Here is a 20,004-nt window from a genome sequence, read left to right as displayed (position 1 = left end):
GAATTTCACCTCATGACTCAATCTCAACACGCTACCCTGCTCGTCGAGCTGCTGACTGAAGAACTGCCGCCGAAGGCCCTCGCGCGTCTCGGCGACGCGTTCGCCGAAGGCATCGTGCAGCGCCTCGCGGCGCGCGACCTGATCGACGGCGAACCGTCGTTCGAACGCTACGCAACGCCGCGCCGCCTCGCGGTGACGATCCACAACGTGCGCGCGGTCGCGCCGGAAAAACACGTGCGCGAAAAAGTGCTGCCGGTCTCCGTCGCGCTCGACAAAGACGGCCAGCCCACCGCGCCGCTCGCGAAGAAACTCGCCGCGCTCGGCTTCCCCGACTTCTCGGTGAACGACCTCGAACGCGCGCAGGACGGCAAGGCCGAAGCGTTCTTCCTGCGCTACGCGGCACCGGGCGCGACGCTGGCCGACGGCCTGCAAGCCGCGCTCGACGAAACGCTCGCCAAGCTGCCGGTCGCAAAGCCGATGACCTATCAGCGCCCCGACGGCTCGACCGTGCAGTTCGTGCGCCCGGTGCATCGCCTGACCGCGCTGCACGGCGAAGAAATCGTGCCGGTCAGCACACTCGGCATCGACGCCGACGACACCACGCTCGGCCACCGCTTCCTGTCCGAAGGCTTCGTGCAGATCCAGCACGCGCAGTCGTACGCGGAAACGCTGCAACATCGCGGCCGCGTGATCGCGAGCTTCATCGAGCGCAAGGAAGCGATCCGCTCGCAACTGCTCGCGCTGGCAGGCGAAGACAAGGTCGTGATGCCGGACGCGCTGCTCGACGAAGTGACGTCGCTGGTCGAATGGCCGGCCGTCTACGAGTGCCGCTTCGAGGACGAATTCCTGCAGGTCCCGCAGGAATGCCTGATCCTGACGATGCAGACCAACCAGAAGTACTTCGCGCTGACCGATGCGAACGGCAAGCTGCGCTCGCGCTTCCTGATCGTGTCGAACATCGAGACCGATACGCCGAACGAGATCGTCGAAGGCAATGAACGCGTGGTGCGCCCGCGTCTGGCCGACGCGAAGTTCTTCTTCACGCAGGACAAGAAGAAGCCGCTCGCCGAGCGCGTGCCGCTGCTCGCGAACGTCGTCTATCACAACAAGCTCGGTTCGGCGCTGCAACGCGTCGAGCGTCTCGAAGGTCTGGCCGGCGCGATCGCCGCGCTGACCGGCGCGGACGTGACCCTCGCCAAGCGCGCCGCGCGCCTCGCGAAGGCCGACCTGATCACCGACATGGTCGGCGAATTCCCCGAGCTGCAAGGCACGATGGGCACGTACTACGCGCGCCACGACGGCGAGCCGGAAGAAGTCGCGCTCGCGTGCTCGGAGCACTATCAGCCGCGCTTCTCCGGCGATGCGTTGCCCACCACCGCAACCGGCACCGTCGTCGCGCTCGCCGACAAGCTCGAAACGCTGGTCGGCATCTGGGGCATCGGCCTGCAACCGACCGGCGAGAAAGACCCGTTCGCGCTGCGCCGTCACGCGCTCGGCGTGCTGCGGATTCTGGTCGAGAAGCAACTGCCGGTCGACTTCGTCGAACTGCTGCGCGCCGCATACGCGCAATTCGCCGGCGTGCCGAACGTCGCCGATTCGACCGCCGCGATCTACGAGTTCAGCATGGACCGCCTGCGCGGTCTGCTGCGCGAACGCGGCTACGCGGCCGGCGAGATCGACGCGGTGCTGGCACTGAACCCGACGCGCCTCGACGACATCGTCGCGCGTCTGGATGCGGTGCGTGAGTTCGCGACGCTCGCCGAAGCGGCATCGCTCGCGGCGGCCAACAAGCGCATCTCGAACATCCTGAAGAAGTCGGAAGGCGTGGGCAACGGCGCCGTGCAGCCGGCGCTGCTGACCGAAGCGGCCGAGCAGGCGCTCAACGCGCAGCTCGAGCAGGTCACGCCGCGCGTGCAGTCGCAACTGGCCGCGCGCGACTACACCGGTGCGCTGACCGCGCTCGCCGCGCTGCGCGAACCGGTCGACACGTTCTTCAACGACGTGATGGTCAACGCCGAAGATCCGGCGTTGCGTGCGAACCGTCTGGCACTGCTCGGCGCGCTGCATCAGCAGATGAACTGCGTCGCCGACATTTCCCGACTCGCCGCCTGAGCATCGCGCCATGCCGAACAAGAAAGTGGTGATTCTCGACCGCGACGGCGTGATCAACGCCGACTCCGACGCGTTCATCAAGTCGCCGGACGAGTGGGTCGCGCTGCCGGGCGCACTCGAAGCGATCGCGCGCCTGAACCAGGCGGGCTATCGCGTCGCGGTCGCGACCAATCAGTCGGGCATCGGCCGCGGTCTGTTCGACATGGACGCGTTGAATGCAATGCACCTGAAGATGCACCGCGCCGCCGCCGCGGTCGGCGCACGCATCGAAGCGGTGTTCTTCTGCCCGCACACGGCCGAAGACCATTGCGAATGCCGCAAGCCGAAGCCCGGCATGCTGAAGATGATCGCCGAGCGCTTCGAGATCGATCCCGCGCAAACGCACGTGGTCGGCGATTCGCTGCGCGATCTGCAGGCGGGAGCGGTGCTCGGTCATCCAGTGCATCTGGTGCTGACCGGCAAGGGCCGCAAGACGCTCGCCGCCGGCGGCCTGCCCGAAGGCACGATCGTGCACGACGACCTGCGCGCGTTCGCGCTGGACTTCCTCGCCGACGCCCAGGAGTAAGCCGGCACCCTCGCGTACCGCGCGCTCCCTACCCCCAATCTTTACGCCGATGCGCACACTCCGCTCCCTGCTGCTGCTGATCTATTTCGTGCTGGTCACGGTGCCGTACGCAACCGCGTGCTTCATCGCGTTTCCGTTCCTGCGCGCTGAAAACCGCTACTGGATGGCGGCCGGCTGGTGCCGCCTGACGCTGTGGACGGTGCGCTGGCTGAACGGCATCCGCTATCGGATCGAAGGTTACGAGAACCTGCCCGACGGTCCGGCCGTGCTGCTGTCAAAGCACCAGTCGGCGTGGGAAACGGTGGCCTTTCCGGCGCTGATGCCGCGGCCGCTGTGCTACGTGTTCAAGCGCGAGCTGCTGTACGTGCCGTTTTTCGGCTGGGCGCTCGGCATGCTGAAGATGGTTCACATCAACCGCAAGGAAGGCAAGTACGCGTTCGAGTCGGTGATCAACCAGGGCAAGACGCGGATGGCCGAAGGCGCATGGGTGATCATGTTCCCGGAAGGCACCCGCACGCCGACCGGCAAGCAGGGCAAGTACAAGACCGGCGGCGCGCGCTTCGCTGTCTCGGCCGGCGCGCCGGTCGTGCCGATCGCGCACAACGCGGGCCGCGTATGGCCGCGTAACTCGTTCCTGAAATATCCGGGTATAGTCACGGTGTCGATCGGCAAGCCGATCGACACGACGGGCCTCACGCCCGATGAAGTGAACAAGCGCGTCGAGCAGTGGATCGAAGCCGAAATGCGCCGCATCGATCCCACTGCTTACCGCTCGGCGGCCAACGATTCCGCCGCCGCTCCCATCTGACGCGCCACGCCCCCGCGGCGTGTTGCGCGAAGCGAAGCCGATGCAGAAGTCTCCCACGCCGCAACCCGCCGCGGCGCTCGAAAACCGGCAACTCGATCTCCCGCTCTTCGCCGAGCCGGGGTCGACATCGTCGTCTCCATCACCTGTGTCGTCCGCGCCCGGTTCGCCCGGCGCGGCGGCGCCGACCATTCAACCACCCGCGTCGCCGCTCGCGCCGGACGGCAGCAAGCTGCGCAGCCTGACCATCGGCTCGCGCACGCTGCACTACGCGCTCAAGCGCTCGGCACGCCGCTCGATCGGTTTCGCGATCGACAGCACCGGCCTCACGATCACCGCGCCGCGCTGGGTCACGCTCGCCGACATCGAAAACGCGATCACCGAAAAACAGCGCTGGATTTTCACGAAGCTGATCGAATGGCAGACTCGCGTCGAGCAACGCGCGTTGCCGAAGATCGAGTGGAAGGATGGTGCCGAAGTGCCCTATCTCGGCCAACCGGTGCGCGTGACGCTCGGCGCGCCGCGCGGGATGCTCGCGTTCGATCCGGCGCAGGCCATGCTGCAATTGCCGCTGCCGTCGCAGGCCGATCCGCAGCAGATCAAGGACCGCGTGCAGGGCTGGCTGCAGGGCGAAGCGAAGCGCCTGTTCGGCGAACGGCTCGCGATCTACGCGCAGAAGCTGGGGGTCAATTACCGGACGTACGCGCTGTCGTCGGCGGCGACGCGCTGGGGCAGCTGCTCGAGCGACGGCAAGATCCGCCTGAACTGGCGGCTGATCCACTTCCCGCTGTCGATTATCGATTACGTGGTCGCGCACGAACTCTCGCATCTGCGCGAGATGAACCACAGTCCGCGCTTCTGGCAGACCGTCGAATCGATTTTTCCGGAATTTCGCGAGGCGCGGCAGACGCTGAAGTCGCATCCGCCGGAATTGCTGCCGACGCTTTGACGCGGCGGTGACAGAGGGACGGCGGTGACGCGTATCCACCCGCGTCGCCCGCCGCTCACATCACTTTTTCTTCTGAATGAATTCGATCTTGTAGCCGTCAGGGTCCGTGACAAATGCGATCACGGTCGTGCCGTGCTTCATCGGACCGGCTTCGCGCACGACGGTGCCGCCCTGCGCCTTGATCTTGTCGCACGCGGCGTACGCGTCTTCCACTTCCACCGCGAGGTGGCCGAAACCGCTGCCGAGGTCGTACGACGGCGTGTCCCAGTTGTGCGTCAGCTCGATGACGGTGCCGTCGCGTTCGTCGCTGTAGCCGACGAACGCCAGCGTGAATTTGCCGTCCGGATAGTCTTCGCGGCGCAGCAGTTTCATGCCGAGCAGTTCGGTGTAGAAATTAATCGAACGATCGAGGTCGCCGACGCGGAGCATGGTGTGAAGCAGGCGCATTGCGCACTCCCTGTTGTTGCTGAATAACGAGACCGTAAATGTACCCGGAATCGGGCACCGTTGCAGGACCTGGCAGCATCCCGCGTGCCTTGTAGCGCGGCCTGAGTGACCGGTGCGGCCGGCGGACATTACTCGGCACGCAGGCAGGTTTGCTATCGTATGCGTCTGTCGCGCGAGCGCGTCGTGCACGCCGCTCGAACATAACGTCCTAATACATTCTCGCGTCCCCTACACCGCCCATGAGCACTACCACCGCCTCACCCGCGCGTCGCGCCCCCGATAGCTTCGCCATCCTGCTGATGATCGGCTTGTGCGCGATCTGGGGACTTCAGCAGGTCGCGATCAAAACCACCAATGTGACGGTGCCGCCGGTCTTTCAGGCGGGGCTGCGCTCGGCGATCGCGTCGGTGCTGGTGTGGGCGTGGGCGCGCTCGCGCGGCACGCCGCTGTTTCGCGACGACGGCACGCTCGGCGCGGGGCTGCTCGCCGGTGTGCTGTTCGCGGCCGAGTTCATCTGCATCTTTCTCGGCCTCACGCTGACGAGCGCGTCGCGCATGGCGGTGTTCCTGTACACCGCGCCGTGCTTCACCGCGCTCGGTCTGCACTGGTTCGTCGACGGCGAACGGATGCGGCGGATCCAGTGGCTCGGCATCGGCGTCGCGTTCGCGGGGATCGCACTCGCGTTCGCCGACGGCTTCCTGCACACGGGGGCGGGTTCGGCTGCAACGCCGGCTACGGGCGCGCCGCACGGCTCGACGCTCGCGGGCGCCGCCGGCGATGCGCTCGGCGTGCTGGCCGGCATCGCATGGGCGGCGACCACGGTGGTCGTGCGCGGCTCGCGCCTCGCGCATACGAGTGCGAGCAAGACGCTGTTCTATCAGCTGGCGGTGTCGGCGGTGGTGCTGCTCGCGCTGGCGCTCGGACTTGGCCAGATGCGGATCGAGACGGTGACGCCGCTCGCGCTCGCGAGCCTCGCGTACCAGGCGGTGGTGGTCGCGTTCGTCAGCTATCTGTTGTGGTTCTGGCTGCTGACGCGCTATATCGCGTCGCGGCTGTCGGTGTTTTCGTTTCTGACGCCGCTGTTCGGCGTGACCTTCGGCGTGCTGCTGCTCGGCGAGTCGTTCAGCACGCGCTTTCTGGTCGCCGCGCTGCTGGTGTTGAGCGGGATCGCGCTGGTCAACGCACCGGCGAAACGGGCCGCTGCCTGACAGCTGCCCGTCGCGGCGCGAGACTTACTCCGCCGCCCCCGCCGCACTTGCCGCCACGGCCTGCGCGACGCTCACATACTCGGCGACCGGCACGTCTTCCGCGCGGCGTTGCAGGTCGAAACCGAGCGCGTCGAAATCCACCGTGTCGCGAAACGCCGACAGCGTATTGCGCAGCATCTTGCGACGCTGCGAGAACGCTGCCGTCACCACTTCGCCGAGCACCTTTTCGTCGACCACCGGCAGCTCGTGCCGCTCGTACGGAATCATCCGCACGATCGCCGAATCGACTTTCGGCGGCGGCTGGAATGACTCGGGCGGCACGTCGAGCTGCTTGTCGATCACGTAGCGGTACTGCAGCATCACCGACAGCCGGCTGAACGCCTTGGTGCCCGGCTCCGCGACCATCCGCTCGACCACCTCGTTCTGCAACATGAAGTGCTGATCGATCACCTGCTCGGCGAACGTCGCCAGATGAAACAGCAGCGGACTCGAAATGTTGTACGGCAGATTGCCGACGATGCGCAGCGACGCCTTCTCGCCCGGCGCCGCGAGCGAGCCGAAATCGAACGCGAGCGCATCGCCCGCGTGCAGTTCGAGCAGATCGCCGAACTTGGTCTTCAGGCGGCCGATCAGATCGCGGTCCAGTTCGACCGCATGGAGCGGCGACTCGGGCGTCGCGAGCCGCTCGATCAGCGGTTCGGTCAGCGCGCCGAGTCCCGGTCCGATCTCGACCATGCGCTCGCCGCGCTGCGGCCGGATCACGTCGACGATCGAATCGATCACGCCCATGTCGACCAGAAAGTTCTGACCGAAACGCTTGCGCGCGAGATGGCCCTGGTGCCGGCCTTGCTGTCTGCTGGTGGACATCGAAGAAAGAAACGCTAGAAAGAAAACTGCTTGAGAAAAGGGAAACCGCGGAAAACCGCGCGATGCGCGAACGGCCCGCTCACAACACGAGCGCCGTCAGCTCCCGCGCCGATGCCGTGCCATCGACACTGCGGTATCGATCGCGGCGATCAGGCTGCCCGCGTCGGCGCGGCCGGTGCCGGCCAGATCGAGCGCGGTGCCGTGGTCGACCGAGGTGCGAATGATCGGTAGTCCCAACGTCACGTTGATGCCTTCGCCGAAGGTCGCGTATTTGAGCACCGGCAGGCCCTGGTCATGGAACATCGCGAGCACGCAGTCGGCTTCGTCGAGATAGCGCGGCTGGAACAGCGTGTCGGCCGGATACGGTCCGCGTGCGTCGATGCCCGCACCGTTCGCCTGCTGCAACGCCGGCGTGATCACGTCGATTTCCTCGCGACCGAGGTAGCCGTTTTCGCCCGCATGCGGGTTCAGTCCGGTCACCAGGATGCGCGGCGCGGGCAGACCGAAGTGCTGACGCAAATCCTGATCGATGATGCGCAGCGTGTCGACGAGGCTATCGATCGTCAACGCCGCCGACACGTCCTTCAACGGCAGGTGGGTGGTCGCGAGCGCGACCCGCAGCGGCCGCTTGCCGGTGCCGGCCAGCATCATCACCACGCGTGGGGTATGAGTGCGTTCGGCCAGATATTCGGTGTGACCGGTGAACGGCACACCGGCATCGTTGATCGTGCTTTTTTGCAGCGGCGCGGTGACGATCGCGTCGAAGCTGCCGGCCACCGCGCCGTCGATCGCCGCATCGAGCAGATCGAGCACATAGCGGCCGTTCGCGGCATCCAGCTTGCCCGCCCGCGCCGGCGCGCCGAGCGCGCGATGCCCGACCCGCACGCGCGCACCGCCACTGAGCAACGCGGCCCAGTCGACGCCGACCGCGCGCGCCCGTTCGGCCAGCAGCTGCGCGTCGCCGAGCACGGTGAACTGCGCGTTGGGCCAGTGCGCGGCCGCGCCGGCCAGCGCCTGCGCGGTCAGCTCCGGACCGACGCCGGCGGGCTCGCCGGTCGTGATCGCGATCCGCAGCGGGCGTTGGACGGACGGGGCGGCGCTGGTCATTAGCTGATTCCGCTTATTGAGCGCCCATCACGCTGGGCTTCACTTCGACGTACGCGGTGTCGCGCAGCTCGCGCAGCCAGTCGGCGTAGGCCTGCTCCGCCTTGCGCTGGCCGATCGCCTGACGCGCGAGGTCCATCTGCTGCGAGATCGAGCCTTCCGCGTCGCGGCGGCCCAGCACCTGGATCAGGTGGTAGCCGTATTCGCTGCGCACCGGCTCGCTGATCTGGCCGTCCTGCAGCGAGTTCATCGCGCGCTCGAACTCCGGCACCGTCTCGCCCGGGCTGATCCAGCCGAGGTCGCCGCCTTGCGACGACGAACCGTCCTGCGAGTAGGTGCGCGCGAACTTCGCGAAGTCGCCGCCCGCGGCGATCTGGTTACGGATGTCGAGCAGTTTCTGGCGCGCTTGCGGCTCGGACTGACCGTCGCCGACGCGCAGCAGGATGTGGCGCACGTGCGTCTGCACGAGCTTCGGCGCATCCGCGCTGGTGCCCTGACCGGCGCGGCGCTCGACCAGACGGACGATTTCGAAACCGTCGTTGGTGCGGATCAGCTCCGGATTGACCTCACCCGGACGCAGTGCCGACGCGGCCTTCACGAACTCGGGCGGCAGCTTCGCCGGCGCGAGGAAACCGAGATCGCCGCCGTTCTTCGCAGCATCCGGTGCCTGCGAGTTCGACTTCGCGAGCTTTTCGAAACTGGCCCCGCCCTTCGCTTCGGCGAGCAGGCCTTCGGCTTTCTTCTGGGCCGCTTCGATGTCGGTCTGCGCGGCGTTCAGCGGCGCTTTCACGAGGATGTGCTGGATCCGCAGGTCGTTGGTCTGACCGGCATTCGGGCCGCGCTGGCTGGCGATGTAGTTCGCGACCTCGGCGTCCGACACCGTGATCTTGCTATCGACTTCCTTCTCGCGCAGACGCGACAGCGTCAGCTCGGTGCGCGCATCGCCGGTGAACGTGCTCCAGGGCACGCCCTGCGCCTCGATCCGCGCGCGGTACATTTCGAACGTCATGTTGTTGGCTTGCGCGAGACGCTCGAGCGTACGCTGCACCGCCGCGTCGTCGATGTTGATGCCGTCTTCCTTGGCCTTCTGCAACTGGATGCGTTCGAGCACCATCTGCGTGAGCACCTGCTGGCGCAGCTGGTCGAGCGGCGGCACCGGCGCGTTCTGCTGATTCAGGCGGTGCGTGATCAGGCTGACCCGTTCTTCGAGTTCGCGCCGCGTGATGACACCGTTGTTGACCACCGCGGCGATGGTGTCGACCGTCTGGCCGCTACTGCCGCCCAACGCCTGCGCCTGTGCCGGCGCAACCGGAAGGAAAGACGCCGCGCCGACGAGAGCCGCCGCGAGCGTTGCCAAGCGAAGCTGTTTGATGATTGCCACAGATACTCCAATGATGTCGGGCGCTTCGCCCGTCTTTTCGCATGCCATGAATGACCGCGCGAACGTCATTCGTAATTGGTGAACCGCGACTCCGGCGGTGGCGGCGGCGGCAGCGGCGTATAACCGGCCACACTGCTGCGGAACGCGGTTATCAGTCCGTTGTCGACGCTCGACAGGCCCTTGAACGTCAACTGCGCGAGAAATCGCGTACTCGACTGATTCTGTCCCGACGTGTTCAGGCCGTTCGCATAGCGTTGCAGACCGGCGCCGAGGGTCCAGCAGTCCGCGTCGTATTGCAGCCCGACCAGACCGTCGACGATCCGGTGACCGCCGAGGTCGTAATTGAAGCGCCCGACCCCGAACACCCGGTGCGTCAGCGGCCATTGCCCCGAGATCACGATCTGATTGATCGGCTGGTTGTCCAGCGTGGTGTTCGCGCGGGTGTAGCGATAGCCGACGTTGAGCACCTTGCCGGTCGCGGGGCTGAAGCCGAAACCGACGCTCGTTTTCACGAGCTGGTTGTTGTCGGCATTATATTGGAACGCCGTTTCCGACGCGAAACCGGCGCCCAGCTTGACGGACGCGCCGACGATCAGGTCCGAATGGGTCGCCTGGGTGCTGGTCTGACTCGGCTGCAGCGTGACGCGCTGATCGCGGAAATAGTACTGCTGCGCGATCACGAAGCGCGCGCGTTCGTCGCCCGTCGCCGGGTTGATGAAGCGGGTGGTCAGGCCGGCGGTCAGACGGTTCGCATCGGCGATCCGGTCGTTACCGACGAAGGTGTTCGGCGTGAAGATTTCCGCCAGACCGAAGTCGGACTCGGCGGTGTCGAACAGCGGCGCGTTGTCCTGATTGCGGTACGGCGTGTACACGTAGTACAGGCGCGGCTCCAGCGTCTGGATATAGTCCGCGCCGAACACCCGCACCGAGCGCTCGAAGATCAACCCGGTGTCGAACGTGAAGGTCGGAATCGACTCGGTGAAGTTCTTCTGCGGATTCGGCACGCCCGCGAGGTCAGTGCCGATGTTGTTCAGGTCGTATGACGCGAAGTGCCATTGCACCTTCGGCGTGACGAAGTAGCCCGGCCCGACCACCGAATACGACAGGTACGGGTTGAACATCACCCGCTGGCCTTCGCTCATGTCCGCGGTGGTGATGCGGAACCGCGTGTAGTCGGCCTCGGCGCCGAAGTCGAAACCGCCGACGTTGTACTTCGCGTACTTCACGTTCAACTGCGGCTCGCGGCCGTACGGCGCGATCGACGGCTCCAGCGTCTGCCAGTGCTGCTCGCGCGCGAGCACCGACCACGGGCCGTTGTTATACGTCAACCCGGCTTCCTGTTGATACAGGAGCTGGGTGCCGTTCATGAACTGGTTGACCGACGACGACAGATCTTCCGGATAAGTGTTATCCGAAACCTTGTTGTAGTAGATGTAGCCGCCGAAGCCGTTACCGAAGTTCTGGTTGTGCTGGATGTACAGCGCGTAACGGTTGGTCTTCGTCAGCCGGTCGTCGGGCAGGAACTCGCCGGTGATCGAGCCGGAGTACGTCGGCGACAGATAGCGGAACGCGGCCTGCAACTGCACGCCGCGCTTCGAGATCAGCCGCGGCGTGAGCGTCAGGTCGCGGTTCGGCGCGATGTTGAAGTAATACGGTACCGACAGCTCGAAGCCATTGGTCGAGCTCAGCGAAAACGTGGGCGGCAGCAGCCCGCTGCGCCGGTCGCCCGACAGCGGGAACGACAGCCACGGCGACGCGAACACCGGCACGCCCTGGAAGAACAGCACGCTGTTGTAGGCGACGCCTTCGTCCGCGCCGGTGTCGAAATCGAACTCGCTGCCCTTGATGTACCAGGCCGGATTGTCCGTGCACGCGCACGCCGTATAAGTGCCCCTCGTGAACACCGAGCGCTCGGCGTCGAGCAGGTCGACCCGCTCCGCGCTGCCGGAGCCGCCCGTCACGTTGAAGTGGTACTTCGGCGCGGTCATGAACCCTTCGGTCGAATCGACGCGCAGGTGCGCTTCGGGACCGATGAAGGTATTGCCGGTATTGGTCACGTGGACATTGCCGTACGCGTCGGCCATGTCCGTGTCCTGGTCATAGTGCAGCGCGTCGGACTTGATCACGGCCGTGCCGTGACGCACCTCGGCCGCGCCCTTGACCGCGAGATCCTGGTCGATCGTGCCGGCCGCGTGCTCGCCGAGCACGAAGGTGGCGGGCCGCTGACCGCTTTGCAGCGGATGCTCTTCGAGCTGCGGGGCCATCTGCATGCCCCACGGCGGATCGATCGGTTGAGGCTGCGCAGCTTCCCCCGCCAACTGGGCGTGCGCAAGCGCGGGCATCAGACCCGGAACGGCAACGAGCGCCGCGACGAGCCGCCGTTTGCGCGGCACTACTGCACAGGAGGGAGTGGAATTGGAAAGCTGTCTGGGCGGCATGTATCGTTTGGCGAATCGACCCGTGAGCCAGCCTTGCCGTCGTCACGATCCACCGCCTGCGCACCGCGACCGCGAGAGTCGGCTGCACATCTGGATTCACTATTTGCCGATGCTAAGGCGGGCGGTAAAACGCAACACGCAAAAGCTGGCGTGTGAGTCGCGTCAAAAAAGTCGTGGGGTATTATATGGCAAGACGTTGCCCCCAAGAATTTGCCGCCGGTTTTCATGACGCTGCCCGCCACCCAAGACCCTCAAGACACCCGTCTCTCCCTGCTCAAAGCCTGGCTGCAAGGCCACGCGGCGCATCATGCGCTCGAGCTCGACACCCTCGTCGCCGCCTCTTCCGACGCCAGTTTCCGCCGCTATTTCCGGCTCGCCGGTAAGGCGCCGCAAGGCAACGGCGCGGCCACGCTGATCGCGGTCGACGCGCCGCCGCCGGAAAAATGCCGCGAATTCGCGCAGATCGCCGAACTGCTCGCAGCCGCCGGCGTGCATGTGCCGCGCGTGCTGGAAGTCGATTTCGACGCCGGCTTCATGCTCGTCACCGATCTGGGCACCGCGTCGTACCTCGGCGCGCTGACCGACGCGCAGGCCGCCGGCGACACCCGCCGCGCGCGCACGCTGATGCGCGACGCGCTCGACGCGCTGATCCGCTGGCAACTGAGTTCGCGCGAAGACGTGCTGCCGCCGTTCGACGAAGCGTTCCTGCGCCGCGAAATGGAACTGATGCCCGAGTGGTTCATCGGCCGCCATCTGGGCCGCGAGGTCGACGAAGATACTCGCGCGCTGCTCGATCGCACGTTCGCGCTGCTGGTCGCGAGCGCGCGCGCGCAGCCGCAAAGCTTCATGCTGCGCGATTTCATGCCCCGCAATCTGATGATCGCCGAACCGAACCCCGGCGTGCTCGACTTCCAGGACGCGGTGTACGGGCCGATCACGTACGACGTGGTGTCGCTGCTGCGCGACGCGTTCCTCGGCTGGGACGAGGAGTTCGAGCTCGACTGCTTCGTGTACTACTGGGAGCGGGCCAAAAAAGCCGGCCTGCCGGTCGACCCGGACTTCGGCGAGTTCTACCGCCAGCTCGAATGGATGGGGCTGCAGCGCCATATCAAGGTGCTGGGCCTCTTCTGCCGGATCAACTACCGCGACGGCAAGGCGCATTACATGAACGACCTGCCGCGCTTCATCGGCTATGCGCGCAAGGTGGCGGAGCGTTATGCGCCGCTGCGCGGCTTCGCGAAACTGCTCGACGACCTCGAAGGCCGCGCGCAGGAAGTCGGCTACACGTTCTGAGCGAGCACGATGTCTATCAAGAAAGCGATGATTTTCGCCGCCGGGCGCGGCGAGCGCATGCGTCCGCTGACCGACGCTTGCCCGAAGCCGTTGCTCGAAGTCGGCGGCCAGCCGCTGATCGTGTGGCAGATCGAACGGCTCGCGCGGGCCGGGATCACGAGCATCGTGATCAATCATGCGTGGCTCGGTGAGCAGTTCGAAGCGGCGCTCGGCAACGGTTCGCGCTGGGGCGTCGAGTTGCGCTATTCGGCCGAGCACGACGCGCTGGAAACCGCCGGCGGGATCGCACAGGCGTTGCCGCTGTTGACCGACGGCGGCGCGGATCAGCTGTTCGTCGCGGTCGCCGGCGATGTCTACACCGAGTTCGATTACGCGACGCTGCACGCGCATGCCGACCGTTTGCAGGCGTTGCCCGAGCCGGGCATGCATCTGGTGATGGTGCCGAATCCGGCGTTTCACCCGAACGGCGATTTCGGTCTCGTTGACGGCGTGCTGTCGCTCGATACGCAGCCGCGTTTCACGTTCGCGAGTTTCGGGCTCTATGACACGCGGATGTTCCGCGATCTGCCGCGCGGCACGCGGCGCGCGCTGAGCCCGTACTACCGCGAGACGATCGCGCGTGGGCTCGCGAGCGGCGAGCTTTACGAAGGCTTGTGGGAGAACGTCGGAACTCAGGCGCAGTTGGAGGCGCTGGATCGGGTGCTGCGCGCGCGTTGACCACGGGCGCGGCCGCCCAGCTCACCGCGCGCCGGTATCCGCGCCGACTTCGCCGCTCACCGCCTCCGGCGCATCCGGCGGCACCGCCGGCGCCTGCGCCGCGCGCTGCTGCAACGCCCACATCTGCGCGAACAGTCCATTCGCGCGCAGCAATTCCGCATGCGTGCCGCGCTCGACGATCCGCCCCTTGTCCATCACGATGATCTGCTGCGCGTGCACGACCGTCGATAGCCGGTGCGCGATGATCAGCGTCGTGCGTTCGCGCGCGATCACGTCCAGTTCGTGCTGGATCGCGCGCTCGGAGCGCGAATCGAGCGCGGAGGTCGCTTCGTCGAACAGCAGGATCGGCGGATTCTTCAGGATGGTCCGCGCAATCGCGACCCGCTGCTTTTCCCCGCCCGACAGCTTCAGCCCCCGCTCGCCGACCGGCGTGTCATAGCCTTTCGGCAAGCTTTCGATGAACTCGTGAATATGCGCGGCGCGCGCGGCGGCGATTACCTCGTCGCGGCTCGCCGACGGCCGGCCGTACGCGATGTTGTAGTAGATCGAATCGTTGAACAGCACGGTGTCCTGCGGCACGATGCCGATCGACGCGCGCAGCGAATCCTGCGTGACGTCGCGAATATCCTGCCCGTCGATCCGGATCGCGCCGCCGTCCGCGCGCTGCAGATCGTAGAAGCGGAACAGGAGCCGCGCGAGCGTCGACTTGCCCGAGCCGCTATGGCCGACCACCGCGGTCGTCGTGCCGGCTGCGATCGTGAAGCTGACGTCGTGCAGAATCTGCCGCGTCGGTTCATAGCCGAAGCTCACGTGCTCGAAGCGCACCTGCGCGCCGCTCACCTGCAACGCTTGCGCATCGGGTGCGTCGGGCACTTCCTGCGGCGCGCCGAGCAGCGAGAACATCCGGTCCATGTCGGTCAGGCTCTGCTTCAGCTCGCGATACACGACGCCGAGAAAATTCAGCGGAATATAGAGCTGCAGCATGAACGTGTTGATCAGCACCAGATCGCCGAGCGTCAGGCGCCCGGCCATCACGCCCTGGGTCGCGCGCCACAGAATGAACACCAGACCAGTGCCGATAATCGCCTGCTGGCCGAAGTTCAGCGCCGACAGCGAGCGCTGCGACTTGATCGCCGCGGTGCGATAGCGCTTCAGGTTCTCGTCATAGCGGCTCGCCTCCCACTCCTCGTTGCCGAAGTACTTGACGGTCTCGTAGTTCAGCAGCGAATCGATCGCGCGCGAGTTCGCCTTCGAATCGAGTTCGTTCATCGTGCGACGGAAATGCGTGCGCCATTCGGTGACCTTCACCGTGAACACGATGTACACCGCGAGCGCGGCGAACGTGACGATCGCGTAATAGGCCTCGTATTTGACGACGAAAAAGCCCAGCACGAGGCCGACTTCGACCAGCGTCGGCAGGATGCTGTACAGCGAATACGAAATCAGCTGGGTAATGCCGCGCGTGCCGCGTTCGATATCGCGCGACATCCCGCCCGTCTGCCGCTCCAGATGAAAGCGCAACGACAGCCCGTGCAGATGACGGAACACTTTCAGCGCCAGTTGGCGCACCGCGCTTTCGGTCACCTTCGAAAACAGGATCTCGCGCAGTTCGGTGAAAAACGACGTGGACAGCCGCACCACCGCATACGCGACCACCAGCAGACCGATCCCGCCGAGCAGCACGATGCCGGGCGCGTCCTGCGCGCGGCCGAGCGCGGTCAGATGCTGGACCGACGCGAGGCTGTCGACGATCCGCTTCATCACGATCGGCACGCCGAGATTGGCGACCTTCGCGCCGATCAGGCAACTGAGCGCGAAGCCGACGCGCCATTTATAGGTGGCGAGATACGGCAGCAGCGACAGAATGGTCTGCCAGTCGTTACGGGGCTGGGTGGAAATCGGCGAGGGTTCGGACGGCAGGGCGCGGCGCATGGATCTTCGGGGGAGAGTGTGGAATTGCCGGAGTTCGCAGCGGCGCGGGGTGGCTCGAAGGGCCTCGGCGACCCGCGCGAAACGCCCGGCCCAAAGGCCGCCGCGCCACGCGGGAGGCGCGCTTCACTGGGCGCTTTCCCGTACAATTCCTGATCCCGGTATTGTCGCAGAAGCCGGCTGGCGGCGCTTTTCGTGGACTGGTCATCGCGTGCCGCCAGCGCGCCTCGCGCGACACGCGACACTGATACGGCCGCGCCGGTCCGGCCACTACAACAATCACCACGCAGCACTCACCCCGCGTGAACCCGAATCCCAAGGATGTCCCGATGAGCGATCTTCTTCAACTTCCGTCCAAACCCTGCGCGCTGCGCGTGATGCCGCAGCCGTCGGATGCGAACATCCACGGCGACGTGTTCGGCGGCTGGATCATGGCGCAGGTCGACATCGCCGGCTCGATTCCGGCGAGCCGCCGCGCGAACGGCCGGGTCGCGACGATCGCGGTCAACTCGTTCCTGTTCAAGCAGCCGGTGTTCGTCGGCGATCTGCTGAGCTTTTACGCGGACATCGTGAAGACCGGCAATACGTCGGTCACGGTGTCGGTCGAGGTCTACGCGCAGCGGATGAGCCTCACCCAGGAAGTCGTCAAGGTCACCGAAGCCATCCTCACCTACGTCGCCACCGACAGCGATCGCCGCCCGCGCGCGCTGCCGGTGCTGGACTGAGCAAGTCTGATTTGCCCCGCGTCCGGGGTCCGGGCGCTCGCTGTCGATCTTCGAACGGGAACGCGATGAAACTGATTGGAATGCTCGACTCGCCGTACGTGCGGCGCGTCGCCATCTGCATGAAGCTGCTCAAGCTCGAATTCGCTCACGAATCGATTTCGGTGTTCCGCACTTACGAGCAGTTCAAGGCGCTGAACCCGGTCGTCAAGGCGCCGACGCTGCTCACCGACAACGGCACCGCGCTGATGGATTCGACGGTGATCCTGCAGTATCTGGCGACGCTCACCGGCCCCACCCCGCTGTTCCCGACCGCGCCCGAGGCCGCCTTGCGCGCCGCGCGTCTGACCGGCCTCGCGCTCGCCGCGAACGAAAAGGCCGTGCAGATCGTCTACGAACGCAATCTGCGGCCGGCCGAGAAACAGCATGAACCGTGGCTCGAGCGGGTTCGCGCGCAACTGTTCGCCGCTTTCGATGAACTCGAACGCGAGCTGGCCGCCGCGCCGTTGCCCGAGCGGCAGGAGCAGTTCACCGCAGCGGAAGTGGCGGTTGCGGTCGCGTGGCAGTTCACGCACATGATGCTGCCGGAGATGATCAGCAAGGCCGCGCATCCGCAACTGGAGCAGTTTTCCGCGCATGCGGAAAGCCTCCCGGTATTCAAGGACACGCCGCCGGAATAAGCGGCAGTTGACGCCGAACCGAAGCAAAACAGGGCGCCGCGTGGCGCCCTGTTTTTTTATGCCGGCTCCGGCTCCAGCTCCCGCACCTGGCCGCCGTGCAGCAGCTCGGAAATCGCCTCGGTCGATAGCGGCTTCGCAAAGTAAAAGCCCTGCATCTCGTCGCACGCGCGCGCTTTCAGGAAGTCGAGTTGCGCCGACGTCTCCACGCCCTCGGCGATCACCTGCAGCTTCAGCGAATGCGCGAGCGCGATGATCGCCGAGGTGATCGTCTCGTCGTCGCCGCAGATGCCGATGTCCGACACGAACGAGCGGTCGATCTTCAGCCGGTCGACCGGGAAGCGCTTCAGATAGCTGAGGCTCGAATAGCCGGTGCCGAAGTCGTCGATCGCGAGGCCGATGCCGAGCGCGTGCAGCTCGTTGAGCATCGACACCGCCTCCTCCGCGTTGCGCATGATCGTGCTCTCGGTCAATTCGAGTTCGAGATACTTCGGTTCGAGCCCGGTTTCGGCGAGCACCTGCATCACCAGCTTGGCGATATCGCGCTGCTGGAACACCCGCGCCGACAGATTCACCGACACCCGCGCGGGCGGCAGCCCCTGCTGCTGCCACGCCTTGTTTTGCCGGCACGCCTCGCGCAACACCCACTCTGACAACGGCCCGATCAGCCCGCTTTCCTCCGCGAGCGGAATAAACGACGACGGCGGCACCAGCCCGACCTCCGGGTCGTGCCAGCGCACCAGCGCCTCGATGCCGACGATCTGGCCGCTGCCGATATCGACCTGCGGCTGATAGTGCAGCAGGAATTCGTTGTCGCGCAGCGCGCGGCGCAGCCGGCGTTCGAGATTCAGGCGCGCGCCCGCGCTCGCGTTCATCTCCGGCTGATAGAACTGGAACGTGTTGCGGCCCATGTCCTTGGCGCGGTACATCGCGACGTCGGCCTTCTTCATCAATGTTTCGGCGTCCTCGCCATCCTGCGGGAACAGACTCGCGCCCATGCTGCAGCCCACATACAGCTCGGTGCCGTCGAGCCACACCGGCTCCGAGATCGCCGCGCGCACGCGCTCCATCCACGCGATCAGCGACTGTTCGTCGACGGTGTCGGTCATCACGATCACGAACTCGTCGCCGCCGTGGCGCGCGACCGTGTCGCTGGTGCGCGAGCAGCGCGCGAGGCGTTCGGCGACCACGCTCAGCAGCCGGTCGCCGACGCTGTGCCCAAGGCTGTCGTTGACGTTCTTGAAGCCGTCGAGATCGAGGAACACGACCGCGACGCCGCTGTGATGCCGCTGCGCGATCACTAGCGCATGTTCGAGCCGGTCGCGCAGCAGATTGCGGTTCGGCAGCCGGGTCAGTTCGTCGTAATTGGCCTGATATTCGAGCTGTTCCTGATAGCGCATCAACTCGGTCACGTCGTTGATCACGCCGATGTGATGGGTGATCACGCCTTCGGCATTCGGCACCGGCGCGATAAACAGCTGGTTCCAGAATAGTGCGCCATCCTTACGATAATTGCGCACCACCGCGCTGACCTCGCGGTTCGCCGCGAGCGCCTCGCGGATCAGCGCGACGCCTTCCTGATCGCGGTCGTCGCGTTGCAATACGCGGCAGTCGTGGCCGATCACCTCGGCCGGATCGTAGCCGGTGATCCGCATGAACGCCGGGTTCACGTACTCGATCAGATTGCCCGCCGGCGACGGCGCGGTGATCAGAATCGCGTTGACGCTCGCGTCGAGCGCGCGGCTTTGCAGACGCAGCGCGAGATCGGCGCGCTTGCGTTCGGTGATGTCGGTGTACGAACCGAGCACGCCGATCACCTGACCGTCGCCGTCGGTAAACGGCAGCTTGCTCGTGACCGTGGTGCGATGCTCGCCGTCGATCACGAAGTCGACCTCGAAGTTCATCTTCGGCACGTTGGTGCTGACAACCTCGCGATCGTGCTCGTTCAGCAGCGACGCGAACGCGCGCCACGGCAACTCGGCGTCGCTCTTGCCGACCACCTGCTCCGGATACGCGAGCCCCGCGTCGCGCGCGAACGCCATGTTGCAGCCGAGATAGCGCGAATTGAGGTCCTTCCAGAAGATCCGCTGCGGGATGTTGTCGATCACCGCTTCGAGCATCTGGCTCGACCGCAGCGCCTCGGCTTCCGCGTTGATCTGGTCGGTGACGTCGTCGGCCAGCACGAACTGCGCGTCGCAGCCGGCGAAACTGAGCGAGTGATACGACACGTTGACGCTGATCTGCGAGCCGTCCTTGCGCCGATGCCGCCAGATGCCCGCCATCGTGTGACCCTGGCGCAGCGCGGCGCTGCGCTGCAAATGCATTTCGAGGCGCCCGATCTCGGCGCTCGGCCGGATCGCGCGGATCGTCATGTTCAGAAACTCGCTTTCGGTGTAGCCGTACTGCTGGATCGCGGCCGCGTTGACGGCCAGAAAGCGCAGCGTGTCGCGATCGAAGATGTACATCGGCAACGAGTGATCGTCGAACATGCTGCGAAAGCGATCGTCGTTGCGCACCAGCGCGCGGACGCTGCGCAGCTTTTCGCGCGCGCTGCTCTCGCGCACGCCGAAGGTCAGCAGCAGCAGCGCGCTGCCGGCCAGCATCGCGACGATCAGCACGAACAGTGCGCGCTCGCTGTCGCTGGCCGAGCGCGCGAGCGAGTTCTGGAGCGCGCGGTTTTCCTCGTCGCGCAGCACCGCGAGCGCGGCTTCGACGCGTGCGAGCGCGGGAGCGAGGCGCAGGTGGGTGGGTGCGGCGGAGGTGGGGGTGTCGGTCGCGGCGGTGCGCGCG

16 protein-coding genes are annotated in these 20,004 nt (G+C 65.9%); 9 read left to right on the top strand and 7 right to left on the bottom strand.

Annotation, left to right across the window (positions count from 1 at the left end; translation table 11 throughout):
• The first annotated feature begins 12 nt into the window (after positions 1 to 12).
• Genes glyS through BTH42_RS02475 form a run of 4 tightly spaced genes read left to right on the top strand, consistent with a single transcriptional unit; the run spans position 13 to position 4,431 of the window.
• Positions 13 to 2,112, top strand: coding sequence for a glycine--tRNA ligase subunit beta (gene glyS, locus BTH42_RS02490; RefSeq protein ID WP_075295438.1), 2,100 nt, complete (start codon positions 13 to 15; stop codon positions 2,110 to 2,112).
• Positions 2,113 to 2,122: 10 nt separating this feature from the next.
• Positions 2,123 to 2,677 carry a D-glycero-beta-D-manno-heptose 1,7-bisphosphate 7-phosphatase gene (gmhB, locus tag BTH42_RS02485; protein WP_075295436.1) on the top strand — a complete coding sequence of 185 codons (555 nt, stop codon included), beginning with the start codon at positions 2,123 to 2,125 and terminating at the stop codon, positions 2,675 to 2,677.
• Positions 2,678 to 2,726: 49 nt separating this feature from the next.
• Positions 2,727 to 3,485 carry a 1-acyl-sn-glycerol-3-phosphate acyltransferase gene (locus tag BTH42_RS02480; protein WP_075295435.1) on the top strand — a complete coding sequence of 253 codons (759 nt, stop codon included), beginning with the start codon at positions 2,727 to 2,729 and terminating at the stop codon, positions 3,483 to 3,485.
• 40 nt (positions 3,486 to 3,525) lie between these two features.
• A complete protein-coding gene (locus tag BTH42_RS02475) occupies positions 3,526 to 4,431 on the top strand; it encodes a M48 family metallopeptidase (protein WP_075295507.1) in 906 nt (301 codons plus the stop codon).
• 60 nt (positions 4,432 to 4,491) lie between these two features.
• On the opposite strand, the gene gloA is transcribed toward BTH42_RS02475, so the two are convergent.
• Positions 4,492 to 4,878 (bottom strand): lactoylglutathione lyase, encoded by a 387-nt coding sequence (gene gloA, locus BTH42_RS02470; protein WP_075295433.1) that lies wholly within the window; start codon positions 4,876 to 4,878, stop codon positions 4,492 to 4,494.
• Positions 4,879 to 5,117: 239 nt separating this feature from the next.
• Here gloA and BTH42_RS02465 point away from each other — a divergent pair, with 239 nt between their 5' ends.
• Entirely contained in the window at positions 5,118 to 6,086 is a 969-nt protein-coding gene (locus BTH42_RS02465; protein WP_075295431.1) for a DMT family transporter, read from the top strand.
• Positions 6,087 to 6,110: 24 nt separating this feature from the next.
• Here BTH42_RS02465 and rsmA read toward each other — a convergent pair whose 3' ends face one another.
• The 4 genes from rsmA to BTH42_RS02445 form a co-directional block, all read right to left on the bottom strand.
• Entirely contained in the window at positions 6,111 to 6,953 is an 843-nt protein-coding gene (gene rsmA / locus BTH42_RS02460; protein ID WP_075295430.1) for a 16S rRNA (adenine(1518)-N(6)/adenine(1519)-N(6))-dimethyltransferase RsmA, read from the bottom strand.
• 96 nt (positions 6,954 to 7,049) lie between these two features.
• Positions 7,050 to 8,060 carry a 4-hydroxythreonine-4-phosphate dehydrogenase PdxA gene (pdxA, locus tag BTH42_RS02455; protein WP_075295423.1) on the bottom strand — a complete coding sequence of 337 codons (1,011 nt, stop codon included), beginning with the start codon at positions 8,058 to 8,060 and terminating at the stop codon, positions 7,050 to 7,052.
• A gap of 13 nt (positions 8,061 to 8,073) precedes the next feature.
• Positions 8,074 to 9,438, bottom strand: coding sequence for a peptidylprolyl isomerase (locus BTH42_RS02450; RefSeq protein WP_178392103.1), 1,365 nt, complete (start codon positions 9,436 to 9,438; stop codon positions 8,074 to 8,076).
• A 65-nt stretch (positions 9,439 to 9,503) separates the two neighbouring features.
• Positions 9,504 to 11,876, bottom strand: a complete 2,373-nt coding sequence (locus tag BTH42_RS02445; protein ID WP_075295419.1) for an LPS-assembly protein LptD — start codon at positions 11,874 to 11,876, stop codon at positions 9,504 to 9,506.
• 225 nt (positions 11,877 to 12,101) lie between these two features.
• Here BTH42_RS02445 and BTH42_RS02440 point away from each other — a divergent pair, with 225 nt between their 5' ends.
• Positions 12,102 to 13,169 carry an aminoglycoside phosphotransferase family protein gene (locus BTH42_RS02440; protein ID WP_075295417.1) on the top strand — a complete coding sequence of 356 codons (1,068 nt, stop codon included), beginning with the start codon at positions 12,102 to 12,104 and terminating at the stop codon, positions 13,167 to 13,169.
• Between the two features lie 9 nt (positions 13,170 to 13,178).
• Positions 13,179 to 13,886 (top strand): N-acetylmuramate alpha-1-phosphate uridylyltransferase MurU, encoded by a 708-nt coding sequence (gene murU / locus BTH42_RS02435; protein ID WP_075295415.1) that lies wholly within the window; start codon positions 13,179 to 13,181, stop codon positions 13,884 to 13,886.
• Between the two features lie 21 nt (positions 13,887 to 13,907).
• Here the strand turns inward: murU and BTH42_RS02430 are convergent, their stop codons facing one another.
• The gene (locus tag BTH42_RS02430; protein ID WP_075295413.1) at positions 13,908 to 15,818 is read right to left on the bottom strand and encodes an ABC transporter ATP-binding protein/permease; all 1,911 of its coding nucleotides are present in this window, start codon (positions 15,816 to 15,818) and stop codon (positions 13,908 to 13,910) included.
• A 326-nt stretch (positions 15,819 to 16,144) separates the two neighbouring features.
• Here BTH42_RS02430 and BTH42_RS02425 point away from each other — a divergent pair, with 326 nt between their 5' ends.
• A complete protein-coding gene (locus BTH42_RS02425; RefSeq protein ID WP_075295411.1) occupies positions 16,145 to 16,540 on the top strand; it encodes an acyl-CoA thioesterase in 396 nt (131 codons plus the stop codon).
• Positions 16,541 to 16,605: 65 nt separating this feature from the next.
• Positions 16,606 to 17,217, top strand: a complete 612-nt coding sequence (locus BTH42_RS02420) for a glutathione S-transferase family protein (protein ID WP_075295409.1) — start codon at positions 16,606 to 16,608, stop codon at positions 17,215 to 17,217.
• 56 nt (positions 17,218 to 17,273) lie between these two features.
• On the opposite strand, the gene BTH42_RS02415 is transcribed toward BTH42_RS02420, so the two are convergent.
• A partial coding sequence (locus BTH42_RS02415; RefSeq protein ID WP_075295407.1) for an EAL domain-containing protein occupies positions 17,274 to 20,004 on the bottom strand: 2,731 nt, incomplete at its 5' end.

Origin of the sequence: Burkholderia sp. SRS-W-2-2016 (genome assembly GCF_001931485.1) — a bacterium.
GTDB lineage: Bacteria > Pseudomonadota > Gammaproteobacteria > Burkholderiales > Burkholderiaceae > Paraburkholderia.
Note: the sequence above shows the minus strand (reverse complement) of the source record. Positions and strands in the feature narration are given on the sequence as shown.

Excerpts from the sequence above, each read along its gene's own strand:
- murU (WP_075295415.1), top strand. The coding sequence starts at position 13,179 with ATGTCTATCAAGAAAGCGATGATTTTCGCCGCCGGGCGCGGCGAGCGC.
- gloA (WP_075295433.1), bottom strand. The coding sequence starts at position 4,878 with ATGCGCCTGCTTCACACCATGCTCCGCGTCGGCGACCTCGATCGTTCG.
- BTH42_RS02465 (WP_075295431.1), top strand. The coding sequence starts at position 5,118 with ATGAGCACTACCACCGCCTCACCCGCGCGTCGCGCCCCCGATAGCTTC.
- BTH42_RS02430 (WP_075295413.1), bottom strand. The coding sequence starts at position 15,818 with ATGCGCCGCGCCCTGCCGTCCGAACCCTCGCCGATTTCCACCCAGCCC.
- BTH42_RS02480 (WP_075295435.1), top strand. The coding sequence starts at position 2,727 with ATGCGCACACTCCGCTCCCTGCTGCTGCTGATCTATTTCGTGCTGGTC.
- pdxA (WP_075295423.1), bottom strand. The coding sequence starts at position 8,060 with ATGACCAGCGCCGCCCCGTCCGTCCAACGCCCGCTGCGGATCGCGATC.
- BTH42_RS02445 (WP_075295419.1), bottom strand. The coding sequence starts at position 11,876 with ATGCCGCCCAGACAGCTTTCCAATTCCACTCCCTCCTGTGCAGTAGTG.
- gmhB (WP_075295436.1), top strand. The coding sequence starts at position 2,123 with ATGCCGAACAAGAAAGTGGTGATTCTCGACCGCGACGGCGTGATCAAC.
- BTH42_RS02420 (WP_075295409.1), top strand. The coding sequence starts at position 16,606 with ATGAAACTGATTGGAATGCTCGACTCGCCGTACGTGCGGCGCGTCGCC.
- BTH42_RS02440 (WP_075295417.1), top strand. The coding sequence starts at position 12,102 with ATGACGCTGCCCGCCACCCAAGACCCTCAAGACACCCGTCTCTCCCTG.
- rsmA (WP_075295430.1), bottom strand. The coding sequence starts at position 6,953 with ATGTCCACCAGCAGACAGCAAGGCCGGCACCAGGGCCATCTCGCGCGC.
- BTH42_RS02475 (WP_075295507.1), top strand. The coding sequence starts at position 3,526 with ATGCAGAAGTCTCCCACGCCGCAACCCGCCGCGGCGCTCGAAAACCGG.
- BTH42_RS02425 (WP_075295411.1), top strand. The coding sequence starts at position 16,145 with ATGAGCGATCTTCTTCAACTTCCGTCCAAACCCTGCGCGCTGCGCGTG.
- glyS (WP_075295438.1), top strand. The coding sequence starts at position 13 with ATGACTCAATCTCAACACGCTACCCTGCTCGTCGAGCTGCTGACTGAA.